Origin of the sequence: Kitasatospora sp. SolWspMP-SS2h (genome assembly GCF_003259315.1) — a bacterium.
Lineage (GTDB): Bacteria > Actinomycetota > Actinomycetes > Streptomycetales > Streptomycetaceae > Kitasatospora > Kitasatospora fiedleri.
In genome coordinates this window covers 1-18,567 of the sequence record NZ_QLLT01000005.1, presented here as the reverse complement: position 1 = coordinate 18,567, position 18,567 = coordinate 1, and the positions used below count along the sequence as shown (strand labels likewise).

The following is an 18,567-nucleotide window of genomic DNA, read 5'->3' as shown; positions in this document are numbered from 1 at the left end:
CGGGCCAGGTCTTCAGGATACCGGGATGCGCTAAGTCATCCCATGATTCTATGATTGCGCCATGTCTACCGCAGCAGACCCCTCCACCACCGAGGCCGGGAGCCGTCCGCCCGCCGCTCCACCGGCGGGTACGCCCACCGCTCAGCCCGCCGCCCCGTCCGCCGCTCAGCCCGCTGCCCCGTCCGTCGCTCCGCCCGCCCGGACGGCCGCGCGCGACGCCGCCGCCGTCCTGCTCGCCGTCGCGGTGGCCGCCGCCGCGGTGAACCTGCGCCCCGTGGTGACCAGCCTCGGCGCGCTGCTCGACCCGGTCCGCGACGGCCTGGGGATGAGCGCCACGACGGCCGGGCTGCTGGCCGCCGTGCCGCCGCTGTGCTTCGCGGTGCTGGGCGTCTGCGCGCCCGGCCTGGCCCGCCGGATGGGCCCGGTCGCCGTGGTGACGGCCGCCATGGCCGCGATCGCGGCGGGCGTGCTGGCCCGCTCGTTCACCGGCTCCGCCGTGGTCTTCCTGCTGCTGACCGCGCTGGCGCTGGCCGGGGTGGCGCTGGCCAACGTGCTGATCCCGGTGGTGATCAAGCGGTACTTCCCGGACCGGGTGGCGCCGATGATCGGCCTGTACTCGATGGCGCTGTCGGTGGGCACCTCGCTCGCCGCGGCCACCACCGTCCCGCTGACCGACGCGATGGGCGGCAGCTGGCGGCTCGGCCTCGGCGTGTGGGGCCTGCTCGCGGTGGCCGCGCTGGCGGTCTGGCTGGTGGTGCTGTTCCTGCGCCGGGAGAAGGCCGGCCCGGCGGCGGCCCCGGCAACGGCCGCCCCGGCGGCGCACGTCAAGCTGCCGATCCTGCGCAGCCGCACCGCGTGGGCGCTGGCCGCGTTCTTCGGCCTGCAGTCGACCAGCGCGTACAGCGCGATGGGCTGGCTGCCGAAGATCTACCACGACGCCGGGGTGTCGGAGTCGGCGTCCGGCGTGCTGCTGGCCCTGGTGATGGCGGTCAGCGTGCCGGTCTCCTTCCTGCTGCCGAACCTGGCCGCCCGGCGCGGCGACCAGCGGCTGTACGTGGTGGTGCTCGGGCTGTGCGGGATCGCCGGCTTCCTCGGGCTGATGCTCGCGGCCGGCACGGTGCCGTGGCTGTGGGCGGTCCTGGTCGGCCTGTCGATGTGCGCGTTCCCGCTGGCGCTGACCATGCTCGGCCTGCGCGCCCGCACCCCGGGCGGGGTGACCCAGCTGTCGGCGTTCGCGCAGAGCCTGGGCTACCTGATCTCCATCCCGGGCCCGATCCTGATGGGCGCGCTCTACCAGGGCACCGGCCGCTGGTACCTGCCGCTGGGCCTGCTCGCCCTGCTGCTGGTGCCGCAGATGCTGGTCGGCCTGCGCGCGGCCCGGGCCCGGCACATCGAGGACGAGGCCGTCGGCTAGGCTCGGCGCCATGCCGGTACTCGACCCGAACCCGCAGGGCGGGCAGAAGAAGCTGCTGCAGATGCTCGGCCTGATCGCCGGCATCGTGGTGGTGATCGCGATCGTGGCGACGGTGGCCAACGCGATGGGCTGAACCGCCCGCCCGCCCGGCGACGGTCCGCCCGGCGGCGGCCCCGGGCCGCCGCCACCCGCAGGGGTGGCAGCTTCCCGGACGGCGCGACCGGAGGCCGGTTTTCTGCGAAGCTCTAGGGGTATGAGCGCAGACACCCCTCGTAGGATCATCGTCCTCCGCCATGCCCGGGCCGACTGGCCCAACCAGGTCAACGACCACGACCGCCCGCTCGCCGACCGCGGCCGCGGCCAGGCCACCGCGGCCGGCCGCTGGCTGGCCGACTCCGGGGTCAACCCCGACCACGTGCTGTGCTCCACCGCGCTGCGGACCAGGGAGACCTGGAAGCTGGTCGCCCACGAGCTGCCCAAGCGGGCCCGGAAGACGGCCTACGAGGACCGGGTGTACGAGGCCCAGCCGGGCCGGCTGATCGAGGTCATCCAGGAGACCCCCGACGAGCACGCCGACCTGCTGCTGGTCGGCCACAACCCCGGCGTGCTCGGCCTCACCCAGGTGCTGGCCGGCGACGAGGGCGACGCCGAGGCGCTCAACCGGCTGCGCCTGAACGGCTTCCCGCCCGCCGCGGTGGCCGTGCTCGGCTTCGGCGGGCCGTGGAAGCTGGTCGAGCCCGGGGTGGCCCGGCTCGACTCGTACTTCATGCCGCAGGACTGAGCGGCGGAGACCGCCTCCGTGCCGCAGGGGCGGCACCCGTACGCGGGTGCCGCCCCTCGCCGTCGGCGCCCGGTCAGTCCCCGGTGGGCGTGCCGTCCAGCTCGTCGGCCGCCTCGACCTCCTCGCGGGTCACCCCGAGCAGGTACAGCACGGTGTCCAGGAACGGCACGTTCACGGCGGTGTCGGCCTGCTCGCGGACCACCGGCTTGGCGTTGAACGCGACGCCCAGCCCGGCCGCGTTCAGCATGTCCAGGTCGTTGGCGCCGTCGCCGATCGCCACCGTCTGCTCCAGCGGCACCCCGGCCCGCTCGGCAAACCGGGCCAGCCAGCGGGCCTTGCCCGCCCGGTCGACGATCTCGCCGGTCACCCGGCCGGTGAACTTCCCGTCCGCGATCTCCAGGGTGTTGGCGGCGGCGAAGTCCAGGCCCAGCCGCTCCACCAGGTGGTCGGTGACCTGGGTGAACCCGCCGGAGACGATCGCCACCTGGTAGCCGAGCCGCTTGAGGGTGCGGATCAGCGTCCGGGCGCCCGGGGTCAGCCGGACCTCGGCGCGGACCTTCTCGGTGACCGCGGCGTCCAGCCCGGCCAGCAGCGCCACCCGGGCGCGCAGCGACTCGGCGAAGTCCAGCTCGCCGCGCATCGCCTGCGCGGTCACCTCGGCGACCTGCTCCTCGCAGCCCGCGTGGGCCGCGAACAGCTCGATCACCTCGTCCTGGATCAGCGTGGAGTCCACGTCCATCACCACCAGGCGCTTGGCCCGCCGGTGCAGGCCCGTCCGGACCACCGCGATGTCCACCCGCTGGGCCGCGGCCTCCGCCGCCAGCACCGCGCGCAGCTCCTCGGTGGGCACCCCCGAGATGGTCAACTCCACCGCCGTCACCGGGTACTTGGCGAGGCGGAAGACCCGGTCGATGTTGCCGCCGGTCTCCGACACCCGGGCCGACAGCGCCGCCACCGCCGCCGCCGTCAGCGGATTGCCGAGCACCGTCACATGCGAGCGGCCCTCGCCGCGCGAACGGTTGTCGCCGGTGCCGGAGATGACCTCGGCCTGGAGCTTGTGCTCCTCCGCCCAGCGGTGCACGGTCACCCGCAGCGTGCCCTCCGCGCCCGGCGCGGCCGGGGGAGTGACCAGGGCGCACAGCGTTATCCGGCCACGGGTCACCACCTGCTCGATGTCGATCACCTCGACGCCGAAACCGGCGAGCCGGTCGAACAGGCCCGCGGTGAGCCCGGGGCGGTCCTTGCCGAACACCTTGACCAGCAGCGTGCGCTCGGCGTCGGTGCTCACGGGCGGCGCGGCGGAAAGGGCCTGAGCGGCCGGATCAGTTGCGTTCATGGTGCCCCCCACGCTACCCGGACCGCCCGCGCCCCGACCGCAGGCGTCCGGTGCGTGGGACGCCCGCCGGACCCGCCGCCCGGCACCCGTCCGGGTGCTCCTCCCGCGCCCGTCCCCGGTCGTCCCGGGCCCGTCCCCGGTCGTCCCGGGCCGTCCCGGCGGCCCTCCCGGGCCCGACCCGGCGGCCCGCCGGATGCCCCGGAACCGCCCCGACCTGGTTGCCGAGCGGTCACAGAAGCCCGTCCCGACTTCCGAGTACGCCCGCCGGGCTGGAATGATTCCCCCGTCAGATGCAGCATCCTGGGGGACCGGAGAGCAGGGCGGGCGGAGAGTTGCCGCAACTCGTACTTGAAATCGACGGCCGGCAGCGGGTACTGGAACCCGGCCGCGCCTACACCATCGGCCGCGATCCGGCCTCGGACTTCCCGTTCGACGACGCCCGGGTCTCCTGGCGGCACGCCGCCCTGAGCTTCGACGGCGCCACCTGGCAGCTCGCCGACCACGGCTCCACCAACGGGACCTTCGTCGCCGGGGCCCGGGTCGCCCGGACCGCGGTCCACCCCGGCACCGTCGTGCACCTCGGCAACGGCCAGAACGGACCCCGGCTCGCCTTCACCGCGCCGGTCGCCGCCCCCGGCCCGCAGGGCGGCGGCATCCACGAGGCCGCCACCAGCCGCGCCGCCGGCCCGCAGCCGGGCCAGGCCCCGTACCAGCAGCCGCAGTTCGGCCCCGGCCCGGCCGCCGGGCCGGGCCACCGGCCGCCGCCGGTCGAGCAGCCGATCCCGCAGGGCTGGGACGCCCCCACCCCGCGCCCCGGCTTCCCCCAGCAGCAGGCCCCCGCGCCCGTCCCGCCGCAGGCCCAGCCGCCGCAGCCGCCGGCCCGGCAGCCGTTCCCGGTGCAGCAGCAGTTCCCCGAGCCGCCGCCCGCGCAGCCGCACGTCCCGGCCGGGCCGCCGCAGCCGGGCGCCCCGGCCGGCGGGCTCGGCCACCCGACGATGATCCGCAGCCTGGCCGGCGGCCGCACCATCCGGATCGGCCGCGCGCTCGACAACGACATCGTGGTCTCCGACCTCCAGGTCTCCCGCCACCACGCCGAACTGCGCCAACTCCCGGACGGCCGCTGGGAGATCGTCGACCTCGGCAGCCACAACGGGATCTTCCTCAACGGCCAGCCCACCCGCCGCCAGCTGATGGGCCCGCAGGACCGGCTCACCGTCGGCCACTCCTCCTTCGTGCTGGTCGGCGACCAGCTCCAGGAGTTCGTCGACAACGGCGCCGTCTCCTTCTCCGCCCACCACCTGACCGTCGAGGTCGACTTCAAGGGCGGCAAGAAGGTCCTGCTCGACGACGTCAGCTTCTCCGTCCCGGAGAAGTCCCTGGTCGCGGTGATCGGCCCGTCCGGCTCCGGAAAGTCCACCCTGCTGCGCGCCCTCACCGGCTACCGCCCCGCCGACCGCGGCGACGTGCTCTACGACGGCCGCAACCTGTACCGCCAGTTCGCCGAACTGCGCTCCCGGATCGGCCTCGTCCCGCAGTCCGAGATCCTGCACAAGGAACTCACCGTCCGCACCGCCCTCAAGTACGCGGCCCAGCTGCGCTTCCCCGGCGACACCGAGGCCGCCGAGCGCGCGCGCCGGATCGACGAGGTGCTGTACGAACTGCGCCTGGACAAGCGCGCCGACAACCGGATCACCGCGCTCTCCGGCGGCCAGCAGAAGCGCGTCTCGGTCGCCCTGGAGCTGCTCACCAAGCCCTCGCTGATCTTCCTGGACGAGCCCACCTCCGGCCTCGACCCGGGCATGGACCGCGAGGTCATGCAGACCCTGCGCGGCCTGGCCGACGACGGCCGCACCGTCCTCGTCGTCACCCACTCGGTCGCCGAACTCGCGCTCTGCGACCGGCTGCTGGTGATGGCCCCCGGCGGCTCGGTGGCCTACTTCGGCCCGCCCGGCGAGGCGCTGCACTTCTTCGGCTACGAGACCTGGGCCGACGTCTTCCAGGCGTTCGAGAACTACCCCGACCACGACTGGGCCGGCCGCTACCGCAACTCCGTCCACCACCAGCAGTACTCGGCCAACGTGGACGCCGCCGTCTCCCAGGTGCAGCAGCCCAACGCCGTCAACCAGCTCCGCCCGCCCAAGCCGCAGAGCTGGGGCTCCCAGCTGTGGACGCTGATCCGCCGCTACCTGGCGGTGATCGCCTCCGACAAGGGCTTCATCGCGCTGTCCCTGCTGCTGCCGCTGGTCCTCGGCGCGGTCTCCGCCGTCATCCCCGACAAGTGCGGCCTGGCCCCGTGCGGCAACGGCCGCAACGACGTCGCCCGGCTGATCCTGATGGTCGTCGCGTTCTCCGCCTGCCTGTCCGGCTCGGCGAACTCGGTCCGCGAACTCATCAAGGAACGCGCGATCTACGAGCGGGAGCGCGCCACCGGCCTGTCCCGCTCCGCCTACCTGGCCTCGAAGTTCATCGTGCTCGGCGCGATCAGCTTCCTCCAGGGCGGCATCATCTCCGCGATCGCCTTCAAGGTCCGCACCCTCCCCGCCGAGGGCCTGATCCTCAAGCACCTGCCCGCGGTCGAGATGTCCGTCGGCGTGATCCTGCTCAGCTTCACCTCCATGATGGTCGGCCTGGCGATCTCCTCGCTGGTCAAGACCGCCGAGAAGACCATGCCGCTGCTGGTCATGTTCGCCATCGTCCAGATGGTCTTCACCGGCGCGATCTTCCAGCTCTTCGACAAGCCCGGCCTGGAGCAGCTCGGCTGGCTGATGCCCGCCCGCTGGGGCGTCGCCGCCAGCGGCAACACGCTCGACCTCGCCCACATCTCCCCGGTGGTCGTGGCCAAGCCCCCGGAGACCGCCCCGCTGGACTCCCTCTGGGACCACTCGGCGGGCATCATGTTCCTCAACTGGTTCGTCCTGGTCCTGATCGCGGCGGGCCTGGGCTTCGCCATCCAGCGCTTCCAGAAGCGCCACGAACCCGAGGTCATGCAGAACGGCTGACCGCACGTCCGAAGGGCCCCCGCGGGGGCCCTTCGCCGTTCCCGGGTCCTCCGTCCCGTGGCCCCGGGACCTTCGCGCCCCACGCGGTCGGCGCCCGGCCGGTACCGTGGGGGGTGCGACAGGAGATCGCCGCCGTACGGCGGTCGATCCTGCCGTACGCCCGGTATTCCGGGCGGCAAGGGAAAGTGGTACCAGCGTCGGCGCGCCCGCCCAGGCGGCCACCACGACGCGAGGGCAGACCAGTCGAGAAATCCTGGTTCCCCGGTGCCGCGCAACCCCTTGCTTCCGCGACGGTCGTCCCCGGGGAGCCCCCCTGGAGAGGAAGTACGTCATGTCGCAGCTCGAAGAGAACAAGCGGGTCGTCGTCGACTACTACACGACCGCGTTCGGCGGAGACCCGGAGAAGGCCGTCGCCGACCACTTCGGACCCGTCTACGTCCAGCACAACCCCGACGCCCAGGACGGCCCGGAGGCGTTCGTCGGCTTCGTGCGCTGGCTCCGCGGCGAGTACCCCGACCTGCGCCTGCACATCAAGCGCGTCATCGCCGAGGGCGACCTGGTCGCCACCCACGCCCACCTCGACCTCGAACCCGGGAACCCGGACAACCCCGGCCGCGCGCTCGCCGACTACTTCCGCCTGGAGGGCGGCAAGGTCGTCGAGCACTGGGACGTCATCCAGGACGTCCCCACCGGGTCCGCCAACGGCAACGGCATGTTCTGACGCCGACCCGCCGACCCGCCGATCCGCCGCGCCGTCCGCGGTCACCGCCCCGCTCCGGGCCCTCCGTCCTAGGTCCGGGGCCCGAGGTGGGGGCGTGATCGCGGCGGTAGCGTGGGCGGCATGGACAGTCCCCGGTGCGACCCGTCGTTGCAGGCGATCGAGGCGGTCAGCACGGCGGTGCTGGCGATGTCCCGGCCGCTGGAGGTCCGGGAGGTGCTGCGCCGGATCACCGCCTCCGCGCGCACCCTGCTCGGGGCCGAGTACGCGGCGCTCGGGCTGCCGGACGACCACGGCGGGTTCGCCCAGTTCGTGGTGGACGGGGTGAGCGACGAGCAGTGGCGGGCGATCGGCCCGCTGCCGCGCCAGCACGGCGTGCTGGCCTCGATGCTGCACGACCGCGCACCCACCCGGCTGGAGGACGTCCGCACCGCGCCCGCGTTCGGCGGCTGGCCGGACGCCCACCCGGACATGACCGACTTCCTCGGGATGCCGATCATGGACGAGGGCGAGATCGCCGGCGCCCTGTTCCTGGCCAACAAGCCCGGCGGCTTCACCGACCACGACGAGGAACTGCTGCGCATCCTGGTCGCGCACGCCGCGCTCGCCCTCGGCAACGCCCGGCTCTACGAGCGCAGCCGCGAACTGACCCTGTCCGGCGAGCGGGCCCGGATCGCCCACGACCTGCACGACGCCGTCTCGCAGAAGCTGTTCTCGCTGCGGCTGACCGCCCGCGCCGCCGCCAAGCTGGTCGACCGGGACCCGGCCCGGGCCCGCGACCACCTGGCCGAGGTGGCCCGGCTCGCCGCCGAGGCCGCCGACGAACTGCGCGCCGTGGTCGTCGAACTGCGCCCCGCCGCGCTGGAGGAGGACGGCCTGGTGGCCACCCTCGCCTCGCAGGTCCAGGTGCTGGACCGGGCGCACAGCGCCGCCGTCGCCTTCACCGCCACCGGCGTCCGCGCGCTGCCCGCCGCCCAGGAGGCGGCCGTCCTGCGGGTCGCCCAGGAGGCGCTGCACAACGCGCTGCGGCACGCCCGGGCCGGCACCGTCACGGTCACCCTCACCGGCACCCCGAGCCGCGGCGTCAAGCTGACCGTCCGCGACGACGGCCGCGGCTTCGACCCCGAGTCGGTGCGCCGGGCCGGCCGGCACCTCGGGCTGGTGTCGATGCGCGACCGGGCCGCCGCGGTCGGCGGCCGGCTGTCCCTGGAGTCCGCCCCGGGCCGGGGCACCCTGGTCGAACTGGAGGTCCCCGGTGCCTGACACCGCGTCACCGATCCGCGTGCTGCTGGTGGACGACCACCAGGTGGTCCGGCGCGGCCTGCGCACCTTCCTGGAGGTGCAGGACGACATCGAGGTGGTCGGCGAGGCCGCCGACGGCGCCGAGGCCGTCGAGCGGGCCGCCGAACTCGCCCCCGACGTGGTCCTGATGGACCTCAAGATGCCCAAGGTCGACGGCATCGAGGCGCTGCGCCTGCTGCGCGAGCGCGGCAGCGCGGCCCGGGTGCTGATCGTCACCAGCTTCACCGAGCACCGCACCGTCGTCCCGGCGCTGCGCGCGGGCGCCGCGGGCTACGTGTACAAGGACGTCGACCCGGAGGCGCTGGCCGGGGCGATCCGCTCGGTGCACGCCGGACACGTCCTGCTCCAGCCCGAACTGGCCGCCGCGCTGCTCGCCGAGGACCTCCCGGCCGTGCCGCAGGGCCGCGGCGGCACCCTCACCGACCGGGAGCGCGAGGTGCTCTCGCACATCGCCGACGGCCGCTCCAACCGGGAGATCGCCCGCGCCCTGCACCTGTCGGAGAAGACGGTCAAGACGCACGTGTCGAACATCCTGATGAAGCTGGACGTCGCCGACCGCACCCAGGCCGCCCTGTGGGCCGTCCGCCACCAGGGCTGACGCCCGCGGGCGGGGCCGACGCCCGTGAGCGGGGGCGGGGAACCGGTCAGCGCCGCTCGTCCACCGCCGCGTTGTGCGCCGCGACCTGGGCCCGCCGGGCGGTGCGGTCCAGCGGGGCGAGGGTCTCCCGCCGGGCGGCCATCTCGGAGGCGGAGACCGCCGCCCCGTGCCCGCCCGCCGCGATGTGCAGCAGCGCGGACACCTGCCGGGCCGACTGCAGCACCCGCACCGCGCGCGGCGGGTAGCCGGGCGCCAGCAGCTCGCGGTGGCCCTGTCGGCGGAAGGACTCCAGGGCGCGCAGCGTCTCCGGCCCGGCCCCCGCCACGTCCAGCCGGGTCAGCGCGGCGGTGGCCTCCCGCAGCCCGTCGGCCAGTTCGCGCTCGGCCTCGTCCAGCGAGGGCACGTCGGCGGGCGGCGCGTCCTCGACCGGCAGGCACTGCCACAGCACCCGCACGCCCTGGTCGCCGGCCGGCCCGTACACCTCGACCTCCGGCACCAGCCCGTACGGGACGCCGACCGCCAGGACGGCCTCGCCGGCGCCCAGCGCCAGCGCGTTGAACGCGGGCGGGCCGGTCAGCCCGAGCGGGTGCCCGGCCACCGGGAGGGCCAGCCGCAGGCCCCGCGCGCCCAGCGCGCGCAGCCGCCCCAGCGCCCAGGTCAGGCCGTGCAGCGAGTCCGGGGCCTCGCCGGGCAGGCCGGTCACCCGGTGGGCGTCGTCCGCGCCCTGGACGGCGGCGACCGCGTCGTCGGGGGAGGAGGCGCCGGTCAGCAGCGCGTTGCCCCAGGCGGTGAGCCGCCCCGAACGGGGTTCTTGGTACGGATTGTCGGCAGGAGTCGCGAGCATCCGACCAGCCTACGGACAAGCGCGCCGGGCGGGTGGCGTAGGTTTGGCCTGACACAGGTGGACCGCACCCCGAGGACCTCACGCCCAGGTCCCGCGGACGGCCGGATTCTTGCATTTGGGGAAGGCGTAGGCATGAGCGACGTGCTGGAGCTGGTGGACGTTTCCGTGGTCCGGGAGGGGCGCGCGCTCGTCGATCACGTGTCCTGGTCGGTCCGGGAGGGCGAGCGCTGGGTGGTGCTCGGCCCGAACGGCGCGGGCAAGACCACGCTGCTCCAGATCGCCGGCGCCTACCTGTTCCCCAGCTCCGGCGAGGCCGTGGTGCTCGGCGAGAAGCTCGACCAGGTCGACGTGTTCGAGCAGCGGGCCCGGATCGGCCTGGCCAGTGCCGCGATGTACGAGAAGCTGCCGGTCGGCCAGACCGTGCTGGAGACGGTGCTGACCGCCGCTTACGGGCAGACCGTGCACGGCAAGGAGACCTACGAGGACTCCGACGAGCAGCGCGCCCTGCTGCTGCTCGACCGGCTCGGCATGGCCGGCTTCGTCGGCCGCAAGTTCGGCAGCCTCTCCGAGGGCGAGCGCAAGCGCACCCTGATCGCCCGCGCCCTGATGACCGACCCCGAGCTGCTGCTGCTCGACGAGCCCGCCGCCGGCCTCGACCTCGGCGGCCGGGAGGACCTGATCCGCCGCCTCGCCGCGCTCGCCGGGGACGAGTACGCGCCGTCCATGGTGATGGTCACCCACCACGTCGAGGAGATCGTCCCCGGCATGACCCACGTGCTGATGATCCGTCAGGGCAAGGTGATGACGGCCGGTCCGATCGAGACCACCCTCACCGCCCGCAACCTCTCGCACTGCTTCGGCCTGCCGCTGACCCTGGAGCAGCGCGGCGACCGGTGGACCGCGCAGGGCCTGCCGCTCGGCTGAACCGCGCGGGGCCTGTCGTTCCGCTGAACCGCGCCGCCGGGACGCGCGGCGGCGACCGGCGGGCGGGACCGGTGGACGGGGCCGGTCGTACACACGGCCGGTTTCCGCTGCCCCACCTGCGGGAAGCTACGCGGGGAGAGACCCGACTTCCCTAGGATGGAGCCCGTGGACAGCTGGATCTGGTGGCTGCTGCTCGCCGTCGCCCTGGGCATTCCGCTGGTGGTCACCGCGATGCCCGAGTTCGCGATGTTCGCGGTCGGCGCCGGCGCCGCCGCGCTGACGGCCGGTCTGGGCGGCGGTGCGGTCCCGCAGTTCCTGGTGTTCGTCGCGGTCTCGGCCGCGCTGCTGGTGTTCGTCCGCCCGATCGCGTACCGCCAGCTCAAGAAGGGCCCGGCCTACCGCACGGGCGTGGAGGCGCTGACCGGCGCCACCGCAGTGGTACAGCAAACAGTCGACGGGGGAGAGGGCGGACGGATCAAGCTCAACGGCGAGATCTGGTCGGCCCGCGCGCTCCACCCGGGCTCGGTGTTCGAGCCGGGGCAGCAGGTCGACGTCGTCGAAATCCAGGGCGCCACCGCCCTGGTCGTCTAGGGGAGAAGCGCTTGGAACCCGTCCTCATCGTCCTGATCGTCCTGGTCGTGGTGGCCTTCATCGCCCTGATCAAGACGATCCAGGTGATCCCGCAGGCCAGCGCGGCGATCGTGGAGCGCTTCGGCCGCTACACCCGTACCCTCAGCGCCGGCCTGAACATCGTCGTCCCGTTCATCGACACCATCCGCAACCGGATCGACCTGCGCGAGCAGGTCGTCCCGTTCCCCCCGCAGCCCGTCATCACCTCGGACAACCTGGTCGTCAACATCGACACCGTCATCTACTACCAGGTGACCGACCCGCGGGCCGCGACCTACGAGGTGGCCAGCTACATCCAGGCGATCGAGCAGCTCACCGTCACCACCCTGCGCAACATCATCGGCTCGATGGACCTGGAGTCCACCCTGACCTCCCGCGAGGTCATCAACGCCGGCCTGCGCGGCGTGCTGGACGAGGCCACCGGCCGCTGGGGCATCCGGGTCAACCGGGTCGAGCTGAAGGCGATCGAGCCGCCGACCTCCATCCAGGACTCGATGGAGAAGCAGATGCGCGCCGACCGCGACAAGCGCGCCGCGATCCTCACCGCCGAAGGCGCCCGGCAGGCCCAGATCCTGCGCGCCGAGGGCGAGAAGCAGGCCGCCGTGCTCCAGGCCGAGGGCGAGGCGCAGGCCGCCGTCCTCAAGGCCGACGGCGAGGCCGCCGCGATCCGCACCGTCTTCGAGGCCATCCACGAGGGCGACGCCGACCAGAAGCTGCTCGCCTACCAGTACCTCCAGACCCTGCCCGAGCTCGCCAAGGGCGACGCCAACAAGCTCTGGATCATCCCCAGCGAGGTCGGCGACGCGCTCAAGGGCCTCGGCGGCGCCTTCCAGGGCGTCACCGGCGGCGGCGCCCCCGCGGCGGCGGCCGTCCCGCCGCCCGCCGCCCGCGTCCCGGTCGACCCGGCCACCGGCCCGCGCCCGGTGGACACCGAGAACAAGACCGCCCGCCCCCGGGTCGAGCCCACCCGCGAGTACCCCAAGATCGACGAGTAACCGGCACCCCGCCCCGCCCGGGCCCCGTCCGACGTCCGCGTCGGCCGGGGCCCGGGTCCGTTCCGGGCGCGTTCCGGGCCCGTTCCGGATGGCGGACCGCCCTGGCCAAGCCGCGCGCCGCTCCGGCATGATCGACCGGCGCGACAGCAGCCAACGAGGGGGAAGCCGATGACGCTGTGGGAGATGACCGCCGTCCTGCTGGCCGGTGTCGCCGCCGGGACCATCAACACCATCGTCGGCTCCGGCACCCTGATCACCTTCCCCGTCCTGCTTGCCGTCGGCCTGCCCCCCGTCACCGCCAACGTCTCCAACTCCCTCGGCCTGGTGCCCGGTTCACTGGCCGGCGCGATCGGCTACCGCGCCGAACTCGCCGGCCAGCGCCACCGCCTGCTCCGCTTCGGCACCGCCTCGCTGCTCGGCGGACTCACCGGCGCCGCCCTGCTGATCACCCTTCCCGGCAGCGCCTTCGAGGCCGTCGTCCCGGTCCTCATCCTCACTGCCCTGGTCCTGGTCGTCCTGCAACCCCGGGTGGCCCGCGCGATGGCCGCCCGCCGCGCCGCCGCCGGCAGCGCCGCGACCGCCGACGGCGGCTGGCCGCTGCTGTTCTGCATCGGCCTCACCGGCGTCTACGGCGGCTACTTCGGCGCCGCCCAGGGCGTCCTGCTGCTCGCCCTGATGGGCATGCTGCTCCCCGACGACCTCCAGACCGTCAACGGCATCAAGAACGTCCTCGCGATGCTCGTCAACGGCGTCGCCGCAGTCTTCTTCCTCTTCGCCTCCAGCATCGACTGGACCGCCGCCCTGCTGGTCGCCGTCGGCGCCACCCTCGGCGGCGCGATCGGCGCCAGGGTCGGCCGCCGCCTGCCGCCGATCGCGCTGCGCGCCCTGATCGTCCTGGTCGGCCTCGCCGCCGTCACCAAACTGCTCTTCTTCTGAACCTCCCCCGCTGCCCCCTCTCCCGGGCGACGTAGGCTCGGCGGTGAGTCACGGCCGCCCCGCGGCCGCAGCCCGGACGGAGACCGCCATGAGCCGCACCCGCCTCAGCGAGGAGCAGATCGCCCACGCCCTCGCCGACCTCCCGCAGTGGACCCGCACCGGCGAGGCCCTCACCCGCACCGCCGAGACCGCGAGCTTCCCCACCGCGATCAGGGTCGTCGGCGCCGTCGCCGAACAGGCCGAGGCACTCGACCACCACCCCGACATCGACATCCGCTGGCGCACCCTCACCTTCCTGCTCACCACCCACAGCGCCGGCGGCCTGACCAGCCTCGACATCACACTCGCCCACCTGATCGACCGCGCCCTCGACGCCGCCGCCTGACCCCGCCCGCCCCCGCCGCCCCCGTCCCCCGTCCGTCCGGCCCCGCCCGGACCCCGTCGGCCCCCGCGGCAGCCCGGGCAAGTCCCGCCCCCGCGCCGTGAGATGCTGGCCCCTTGCCAGACCGCAGTCGGGACGGACGGAACGCATGGCTCAGGAACCATCCACGACCCCCGGGTACGACCAGCAACCGTGGTACCCCCAGCAGCAGGGCCACCAGGAACAGCAGGCGTACGGGCAGCAGCCCCACGGCGAGCAGCCGCAGCCCTACGGCCACCCGGAGCAGCAGGCGTCCTACGCCGACCCGCAGCAGCAGGGCTACGGCTACCCGGACCAGCAGTCCGCCTACGGGCAGCACCCCTACCCGGACCGGCAGCAGGCGTACGGCTACCAGGAGCAGCCCTACCAGGACCAGCCGCAGCACGGCTACGGCTACCCGGAGCAGCAGGCGCCCTACGCCGGGCAGCCGACCGGCTACCAGGACCCGTCGGCCCAGCAGCTCTACGCGCCCGCCGAGCCCGGCCCGAGCCCGTTCGACCCGCCGCAGGCCGCACCGTACGGGCAGCGGCCCGCCGCCGGGGCCGCCTCCGCGTCCGGCCCGGCCCCCGCCTCCGACTACCCGCAGACCAGCGCCGAGGACCCGTTCGCCCCCGGCGGCGACGGCGTCCCCGCCGGCACCGGCCCGTCCGGCGCGCCGGCCCCCGGCCGGGAGCGGCCCGCCGCCACCGGCCTCGCCGCCCGGGCCCGGGCCGCGGTGCTCTCCGGCGAGGGCGCGCCCACCCGCCGCGGCCTGGCGATCCGGGTCGGCGCGGGCGTCGCCGCCCTGGCCGTGCTGATCACCGCGGGCGTGCTCGCGACCTCCGACGACGACGCCGGGACGCCCGCCGCCAAGACCGCCCAGGGCGCCTCGCAGAACATCGCCGTCGCCCACACCAAGGCCTGGACGGTGGCCGCCCAGCCCGCCGCCGACACCCAGGGCGCCGACGACACCCTGGCCGGCAGCTGGCTGCTGGCCGACACCGTGGTCCGCGCCGACGGGACGGGCGTGCATGCCTACGCCCTCGCCGACGGCAAGCCCGCCTGGGAGCTCAAGGCCCCCGCCGACGGCGCCGTCCCCTGCGGCCTCTCCCCGGCCGTCAACGGCTCCGGCCTCGGCGCGGTCGTCTACCGCCCCGCCGCCGACCCGAAGAGCCCGTGCAGCACCGTCGCCGCCGTCGACACCAAGTCCGGCCAGGCGGTCTGGACGAAGACGCTCTCCGACGCCAAGGACGGCTACACCACCCACGTCGCCGTCACCGACGACAAGGTGATCGCGGTCGGCGAGGACAAGGCCGCCGCCTGGGCCGCCGCCGACGGCGCCGAAGCCTGGCAGTACACCGGCCAGGGCAAGTTCTGCACGCTCTCCGGCAACGCCGGCGCCTCCGTCGTGGTGCTGCACAGCCGCTGCGCCGACTCCACGCCCGCCGACCAGGCCGTCGCGCTCAACGTCTCCGACGGCAAGGTCAGGTTCTGGCGCGGCCTGAACAACCAGCCCACCACCGTCACCGTGCTCTCCGCCGAACCCGCCGTGGTGCTCACCACCGGCGAGAAGCCCGAGGACGAGCGGGTGTTCGCCTGGGGCGCCGAGGGCGACCCGGCCGCCGAGATCCCGCTCGCCGTCGAGGGCGGTGGCCGGCTGGACGTCGGCCGCGGCGGCTTCGACCCCGTCCCCGGCGTGTACTTCCAGGGCAGCACGATGTTCGCCGCGGTCGTCCCCGAGAGCGGCGGCAACCCCACCGCGATCACCGCCTACGACCTCAGCACCGGCAAGCCGCAGTGGCGCACCCCCGTCGCCGAGAAGAGCAAGGCCCGCCCGATCGGGGTCGACGCCGGCGGCCTGGTGGTCGCCGCCGACGAGCACGGCGACCAGCCCGCCCACCTCAGCCGCTTCGCGCTCTCCGGCGGCCAGGAGACCCAGGGCGGCGCCTTCCCGCAGGGCACCGGCTCGCTGCTCACGGCCGGCCGGGTGCGCACCTCTACCGGGCACCTGGTGGCCGTCCCCGAGCACGCCTCCAACTACAGCGCGGTCACGGCCTTCACCAGCAAGGGCTGATCCCGCCCCCGCCCAGCTGCGGCCCGCAGCACGACGACGGGCCCGACCTGTCCCCTGATCAGGTCGGGCCCGTCGGCCTCTCACGCGCTCGCCGTCACCGGCACGGTCACCGCCGGTACGGCCACCGCTGCGACCGTCGGTACGGTCGCCGCTACGGTCGCCGCCGGGCTCCGGCCCCCCGGCAGCCAGGCGGCCAGCTCCCCCAGCTCACCCGCCCGCAACCCGAGCGCGAGCATCAACGTCGCCTCCGGCGTCGGCTCGAACGGCCGCCGCAGCAGCCGCATCCCCGCCTGCTCCGGCGTCCGGTCCGCCTTGCGCTGGTTGCACTCCGCGCAGGCCGCCACCGTGTTCAGCCAACTGTCCGCCCCACCGCGCGACTTGGGCACCAGGTGGTCCACCGTGCTGCCCCGCCGCCCGCAGTACGCGCACAGGAACTGGTCCCGCGCCAGCACCCCCCGCCGCGACCACGGAGCCCGTTGTCGGAACGGCACCCGCACGTACCTGGTCAGCCTGATCACCCGCGGCACCGGCAGCTGCACCCCCGAGCCGCGCACCACCCGCAGCGGATGCGCCTGCTCGACCACCGCCTTGTCCTGGAGGACCAGCACCACGGCACGGCGCAGCGGCACCGTGCTCAACGGTTCGTAGCTCGCGTTCAGGACAAGGGTGTTGCGCATAACGGGCCACCTCCGGTGCTCGCCCCCGCCGCACGGCGGTGGCACCACTGTGAACGCCCGCCTCCCCCCGAACAACGGAATTTCCGCCCCCGCCCACCGACCTGCGCCGAAACCCCCGGACCCCGAGCGCGTAGGCTCTACCCCGCTGGAACCGTCCAGGCGCGCCGCCCACCGGGCCCCACCGCGCCGGGCACCCGACCGAAGGAGACGCGGGACCGTGACCGACATCGTCGACGAGCTGCAGTGGCGCGGGCTGATCGCCCTGTCCACTGACGAGGACGCACTGCGCAAGGCGTTCGCGGACGGCCCGGTCACGTTCTATTGCGGCTTCGACCCGACCGCCCCCAGCCTGCACCTCGGCAACCTGGTCCAGATCCTCACCATGCGCCGCATCCAGCAGGCCGGGAACCTCCCGCTCGGCCTGGTCGGCGGCGCGACCGGCCTGATCGGCGACCCCAAGCCCACCGCCGAGCGCGTCCTCAACGACCCCGAGACGGTGGCCGGCTGGGTCGAGCGCCTGCGCGGCCAGGTGGCCCGCTTCCTCGACTTCGAGGGCGAGTACGCCGCCCGCATGGTCAACAACCTGGACTGGACGTCCGGCATGTCGGCCATCTCCCTGCTGCGCGACGTCGGCAAGTACTTCCGCGTCAACCACATGATCGCCAAGGAGGCGGTGGCCCGCAGACTCAACTCCGACGCGGGCATCAGCTACACCGAGTTCAGCTACCAGATCCTCCAGGGCATGGACTTCCTGGAGCTGAACCGCCGCTACGACTGCACCCTGCAGACCGGCGGCAGCGACCAGTGGGGCAACCTCACCGCCGGCAGCGACCTGATCCGCAAGGCCGAGGGCCGCTCCGTGCACGCCCTCGCCACCCCGCTGATCACCAAGGCCGACGGCACCAAGTTCGGCAAGACCGAGTCCGGCACCGTCTGGCTCGACCCCGAACTCACCACCCCCTACGCCTTCTACCAGTTCTGGCTGAACGCCGACGACCGCGACATCCCCAAGTTCCTGCGGATCTTCTCCTTCCGCAGCCACGAGGAGATCGAGCAGCTCGAACGCGACACCGTCGAACGCCCCGCCGCCCGCCTCGCCCAGCGCGCCCTCGCCGAGGAACTCACCACCCTCGTCCACGGCGCCGAGCAGTACGAGCGCGCCGTCGCCGCCTCCAAGGCCCTCTTCGGCCAGGGCGACCTCGCCGACCTCGAACCCGCCACCCTCGCCGCGGCCCTCGCCGAGGTCCCGAAGGCGACGGTCACCGAACTCGGCCAGCTCGTCGACCTGCTGGTCGAATCCGGCCTGGCCCCCAGCCGCTCCGGCGCCCGCCGCACCATCAAGGAGGGCGGCGCCTACCTCAACAACGCCAAGGTCACCGACGAGGAAGCCGCCGCCACCACCGACGACCTCCTGCACGGCCGCTGGCTCGTCCTGCGCCGCGGCAAGCGCAACCTCGCCGCCGTCGAACTCGCCGACGCGTGAGTCGTCCGCCCGCCAGTTGTCGGCAGACGGCTTGAACCAGACTGCAGTTGACCTGCGGAGACCGCGAACAGGGGCCGGATCCAGCCAGATCCGGCCCCGTCGTGTTTGACTCGCCCGTCCCGGTGACCTAACGTAGTCCGAGTCGCCTGAACCGGCTGGGTCCGGGAGGCGGAACCCCCCAAACCCTGATGAGCGATTCGTCGCGCGTCCATTCGAATTCCGGATGGAAAAGCGGACCGAATCACTCTGGTAGAGTTCGGGAACGCCGAAAGGCGAAAGCGAATCGGATCGAATGAAACTCCGGAAAACGGAGCGGAAAACCTCTGATAAGCTGGGAACACGGAAGAACGAAGCGCCCGGAGATGCGGTCGGAAGGCCGGTCGAAGGAAGCGTCCGTTCCTTGAGAACTCAACAGCGTGCCAAAAGTCAACGCCAGATATGTTGACATCCCCGGCC

General features: G+C 73.9%; 17 protein-coding genes. 14 read left to right on the top strand and 3 right to left on the bottom strand.

Annotated elements, in window-relative coordinates; all coding sequences use genetic code 11:
• Positions 1-61 precede the first annotated feature (61 nt).
• The 3 genes from K353_RS07660 to K353_RS07655 all read left to right on the top strand — a co-directional run bounded on the left by K353_RS07660 (position 62) and on the right by K353_RS07655 (position 2,195).
• Positions 62-1,414 carry an MFS transporter gene (locus K353_RS07660; protein ID WP_111552820.1) on the top strand — a complete coding sequence of 451 codons (1,353 nt, stop codon included), beginning with the start codon at positions 62-64 and terminating at the stop codon, positions 1,412-1,414.
• 10 nt (positions 1,415-1,424) lie between these two features.
• Positions 1,425-1,547: an SGM_5486 family transporter-associated protein gene (locus K353_RS36475; RefSeq protein WP_255410667.1), complete on the top strand. Its 123-nt coding sequence runs from the start codon at positions 1,425-1,427 to the stop codon at positions 1,545-1,547.
• A 120-nt stretch (positions 1,548-1,667) separates the two neighbouring features.
• Positions 1,668-2,195 (top strand): histidine phosphatase family protein, encoded by a 528-nt coding sequence (locus tag K353_RS07655; RefSeq protein ID WP_111552819.1) that lies wholly within the window; start codon positions 1,668-1,670, stop codon positions 2,193-2,195.
• 73 nt (positions 2,196-2,268) lie between these two features.
• Here K353_RS07655 and serB read toward each other — a convergent pair whose 3' ends face one another.
• Entirely contained in the window at positions 2,269-3,531 is a 1,263-nt protein-coding gene (gene serB / locus K353_RS07650) for a phosphoserine phosphatase SerB (protein ID WP_199528034.1), read from the bottom strand.
• Positions 3,532-3,821: 290 nt separating this feature from the next.
• Here serB and K353_RS07645 point away from each other — a divergent pair, with 290 nt between their 5' ends.
• The 4 genes from K353_RS07645 (at position 3,822) to K353_RS07630 (ending at position 9,148) form a co-directional block, all read left to right on the top strand.
• A complete protein-coding gene (locus tag K353_RS07645; protein ID WP_233533437.1) occupies positions 3,822-6,530 on the top strand; it encodes an FHA domain-containing protein in 2,709 nt (902 codons plus the stop codon).
• A gap of 331 nt (positions 6,531-6,861) precedes the next feature.
• The gene (locus K353_RS07640) at positions 6,862-7,251 is read left to right on the top strand and encodes a nuclear transport factor 2 family protein (protein ID WP_111552816.1); all 390 of its coding nucleotides are present in this window, start codon (positions 6,862-6,864) and stop codon (positions 7,249-7,251) included.
• 120 nt (positions 7,252-7,371) lie between these two features.
• A complete protein-coding gene (locus tag K353_RS07635; protein ID WP_111552815.1) occupies positions 7,372-8,511 on the top strand; it encodes a GAF domain-containing sensor histidine kinase in 1,140 nt (379 codons plus the stop codon).
• A complete protein-coding gene (locus K353_RS07630) occupies positions 8,504-9,148 on the top strand; it encodes a response regulator transcription factor (protein ID WP_111552814.1) in 645 nt (214 codons plus the stop codon). The genes K353_RS07635 and K353_RS07630 overlap by 8 nt, the downstream gene beginning before the upstream one ends.
• 46 nt (positions 9,149-9,194) lie before the next feature.
• On the opposite strand, the gene K353_RS07625 is transcribed toward K353_RS07630, so the two are convergent.
• Positions 9,195-9,992: a hypothetical protein gene (locus K353_RS07625; protein WP_111552813.1), complete on the bottom strand. Its 798-nt coding sequence runs from the start codon at positions 9,990-9,992 to the stop codon at positions 9,195-9,197.
• A 132-nt stretch (positions 9,993-10,124) separates the two neighbouring features.
• On the opposite strand from K353_RS07625, the gene K353_RS07620 reads away from it, so the two are divergent.
• The 6 genes from K353_RS07620 (at position 10,125) to K353_RS07595 (ending at position 15,951) form a co-directional block, all read left to right on the top strand.
• Positions 10,125-10,916, top strand: coding sequence for an ABC transporter ATP-binding protein (locus K353_RS07620; protein ID WP_111552812.1), 792 nt, complete (start codon positions 10,125-10,127; stop codon positions 10,914-10,916).
• Positions 10,917-11,072: 156 nt separating this feature from the next.
• A complete protein-coding gene (locus K353_RS07615) occupies positions 11,073-11,507 on the top strand; it encodes an NfeD family protein (RefSeq protein ID WP_111552811.1) in 435 nt (144 codons plus the stop codon).
• Positions 11,508-11,518: 11 nt separating this feature from the next.
• Positions 11,519-12,541, top strand: coding sequence for an SPFH domain-containing protein (locus K353_RS07610; RefSeq protein ID WP_111552810.1), 1,023 nt, complete (start codon positions 11,519-11,521; stop codon positions 12,539-12,541).
• Between the two features lie 168 nt (positions 12,542-12,709).
• Entirely contained in the window at positions 12,710-13,477 is a 768-nt protein-coding gene (locus K353_RS07605) for a sulfite exporter TauE/SafE family protein (protein ID WP_111552809.1), read from the top strand.
• A gap of 88 nt (positions 13,478-13,565) precedes the next feature.
• Positions 13,566-13,862, top strand: a complete 297-nt coding sequence (locus tag K353_RS07600; RefSeq protein WP_111552808.1) for a 4a-hydroxytetrahydrobiopterin dehydratase — start codon at positions 13,566-13,568, stop codon at positions 13,860-13,862.
• A gap of 145 nt (positions 13,863-14,007) precedes the next feature.
• The gene (locus K353_RS07595; RefSeq protein WP_111552807.1) at positions 14,008-15,951 is read left to right on the top strand and encodes a PQQ-binding-like beta-propeller repeat protein; all 1,944 of its coding nucleotides are present in this window, start codon (positions 14,008-14,010) and stop codon (positions 15,949-15,951) included.
• Between the two features lie 80 nt (positions 15,952-16,031).
• Here the strand turns inward: K353_RS07595 and K353_RS07590 are convergent, their stop codons facing one another.
• Complete coding sequence (locus K353_RS07590; protein WP_233533436.1) at positions 16,032-16,628, bottom strand: HNH endonuclease; 597 nt, start codon at positions 16,626-16,628, stop codon at positions 16,032-16,034.
• Between the two features lie 217 nt (positions 16,629-16,845).
• Between K353_RS07590 and tyrS the strand changes: the two genes are divergently transcribed.
• Positions 16,846-18,111 carry a tyrosine--tRNA ligase gene (tyrS, locus tag K353_RS07585; protein ID WP_111552806.1) on the top strand — a complete coding sequence of 422 codons (1,266 nt, stop codon included), beginning with the start codon at positions 16,846-16,848 and terminating at the stop codon, positions 18,109-18,111.
• The last annotated feature ends 456 nt before the right edge of the window (positions 18,112-18,567 follow it).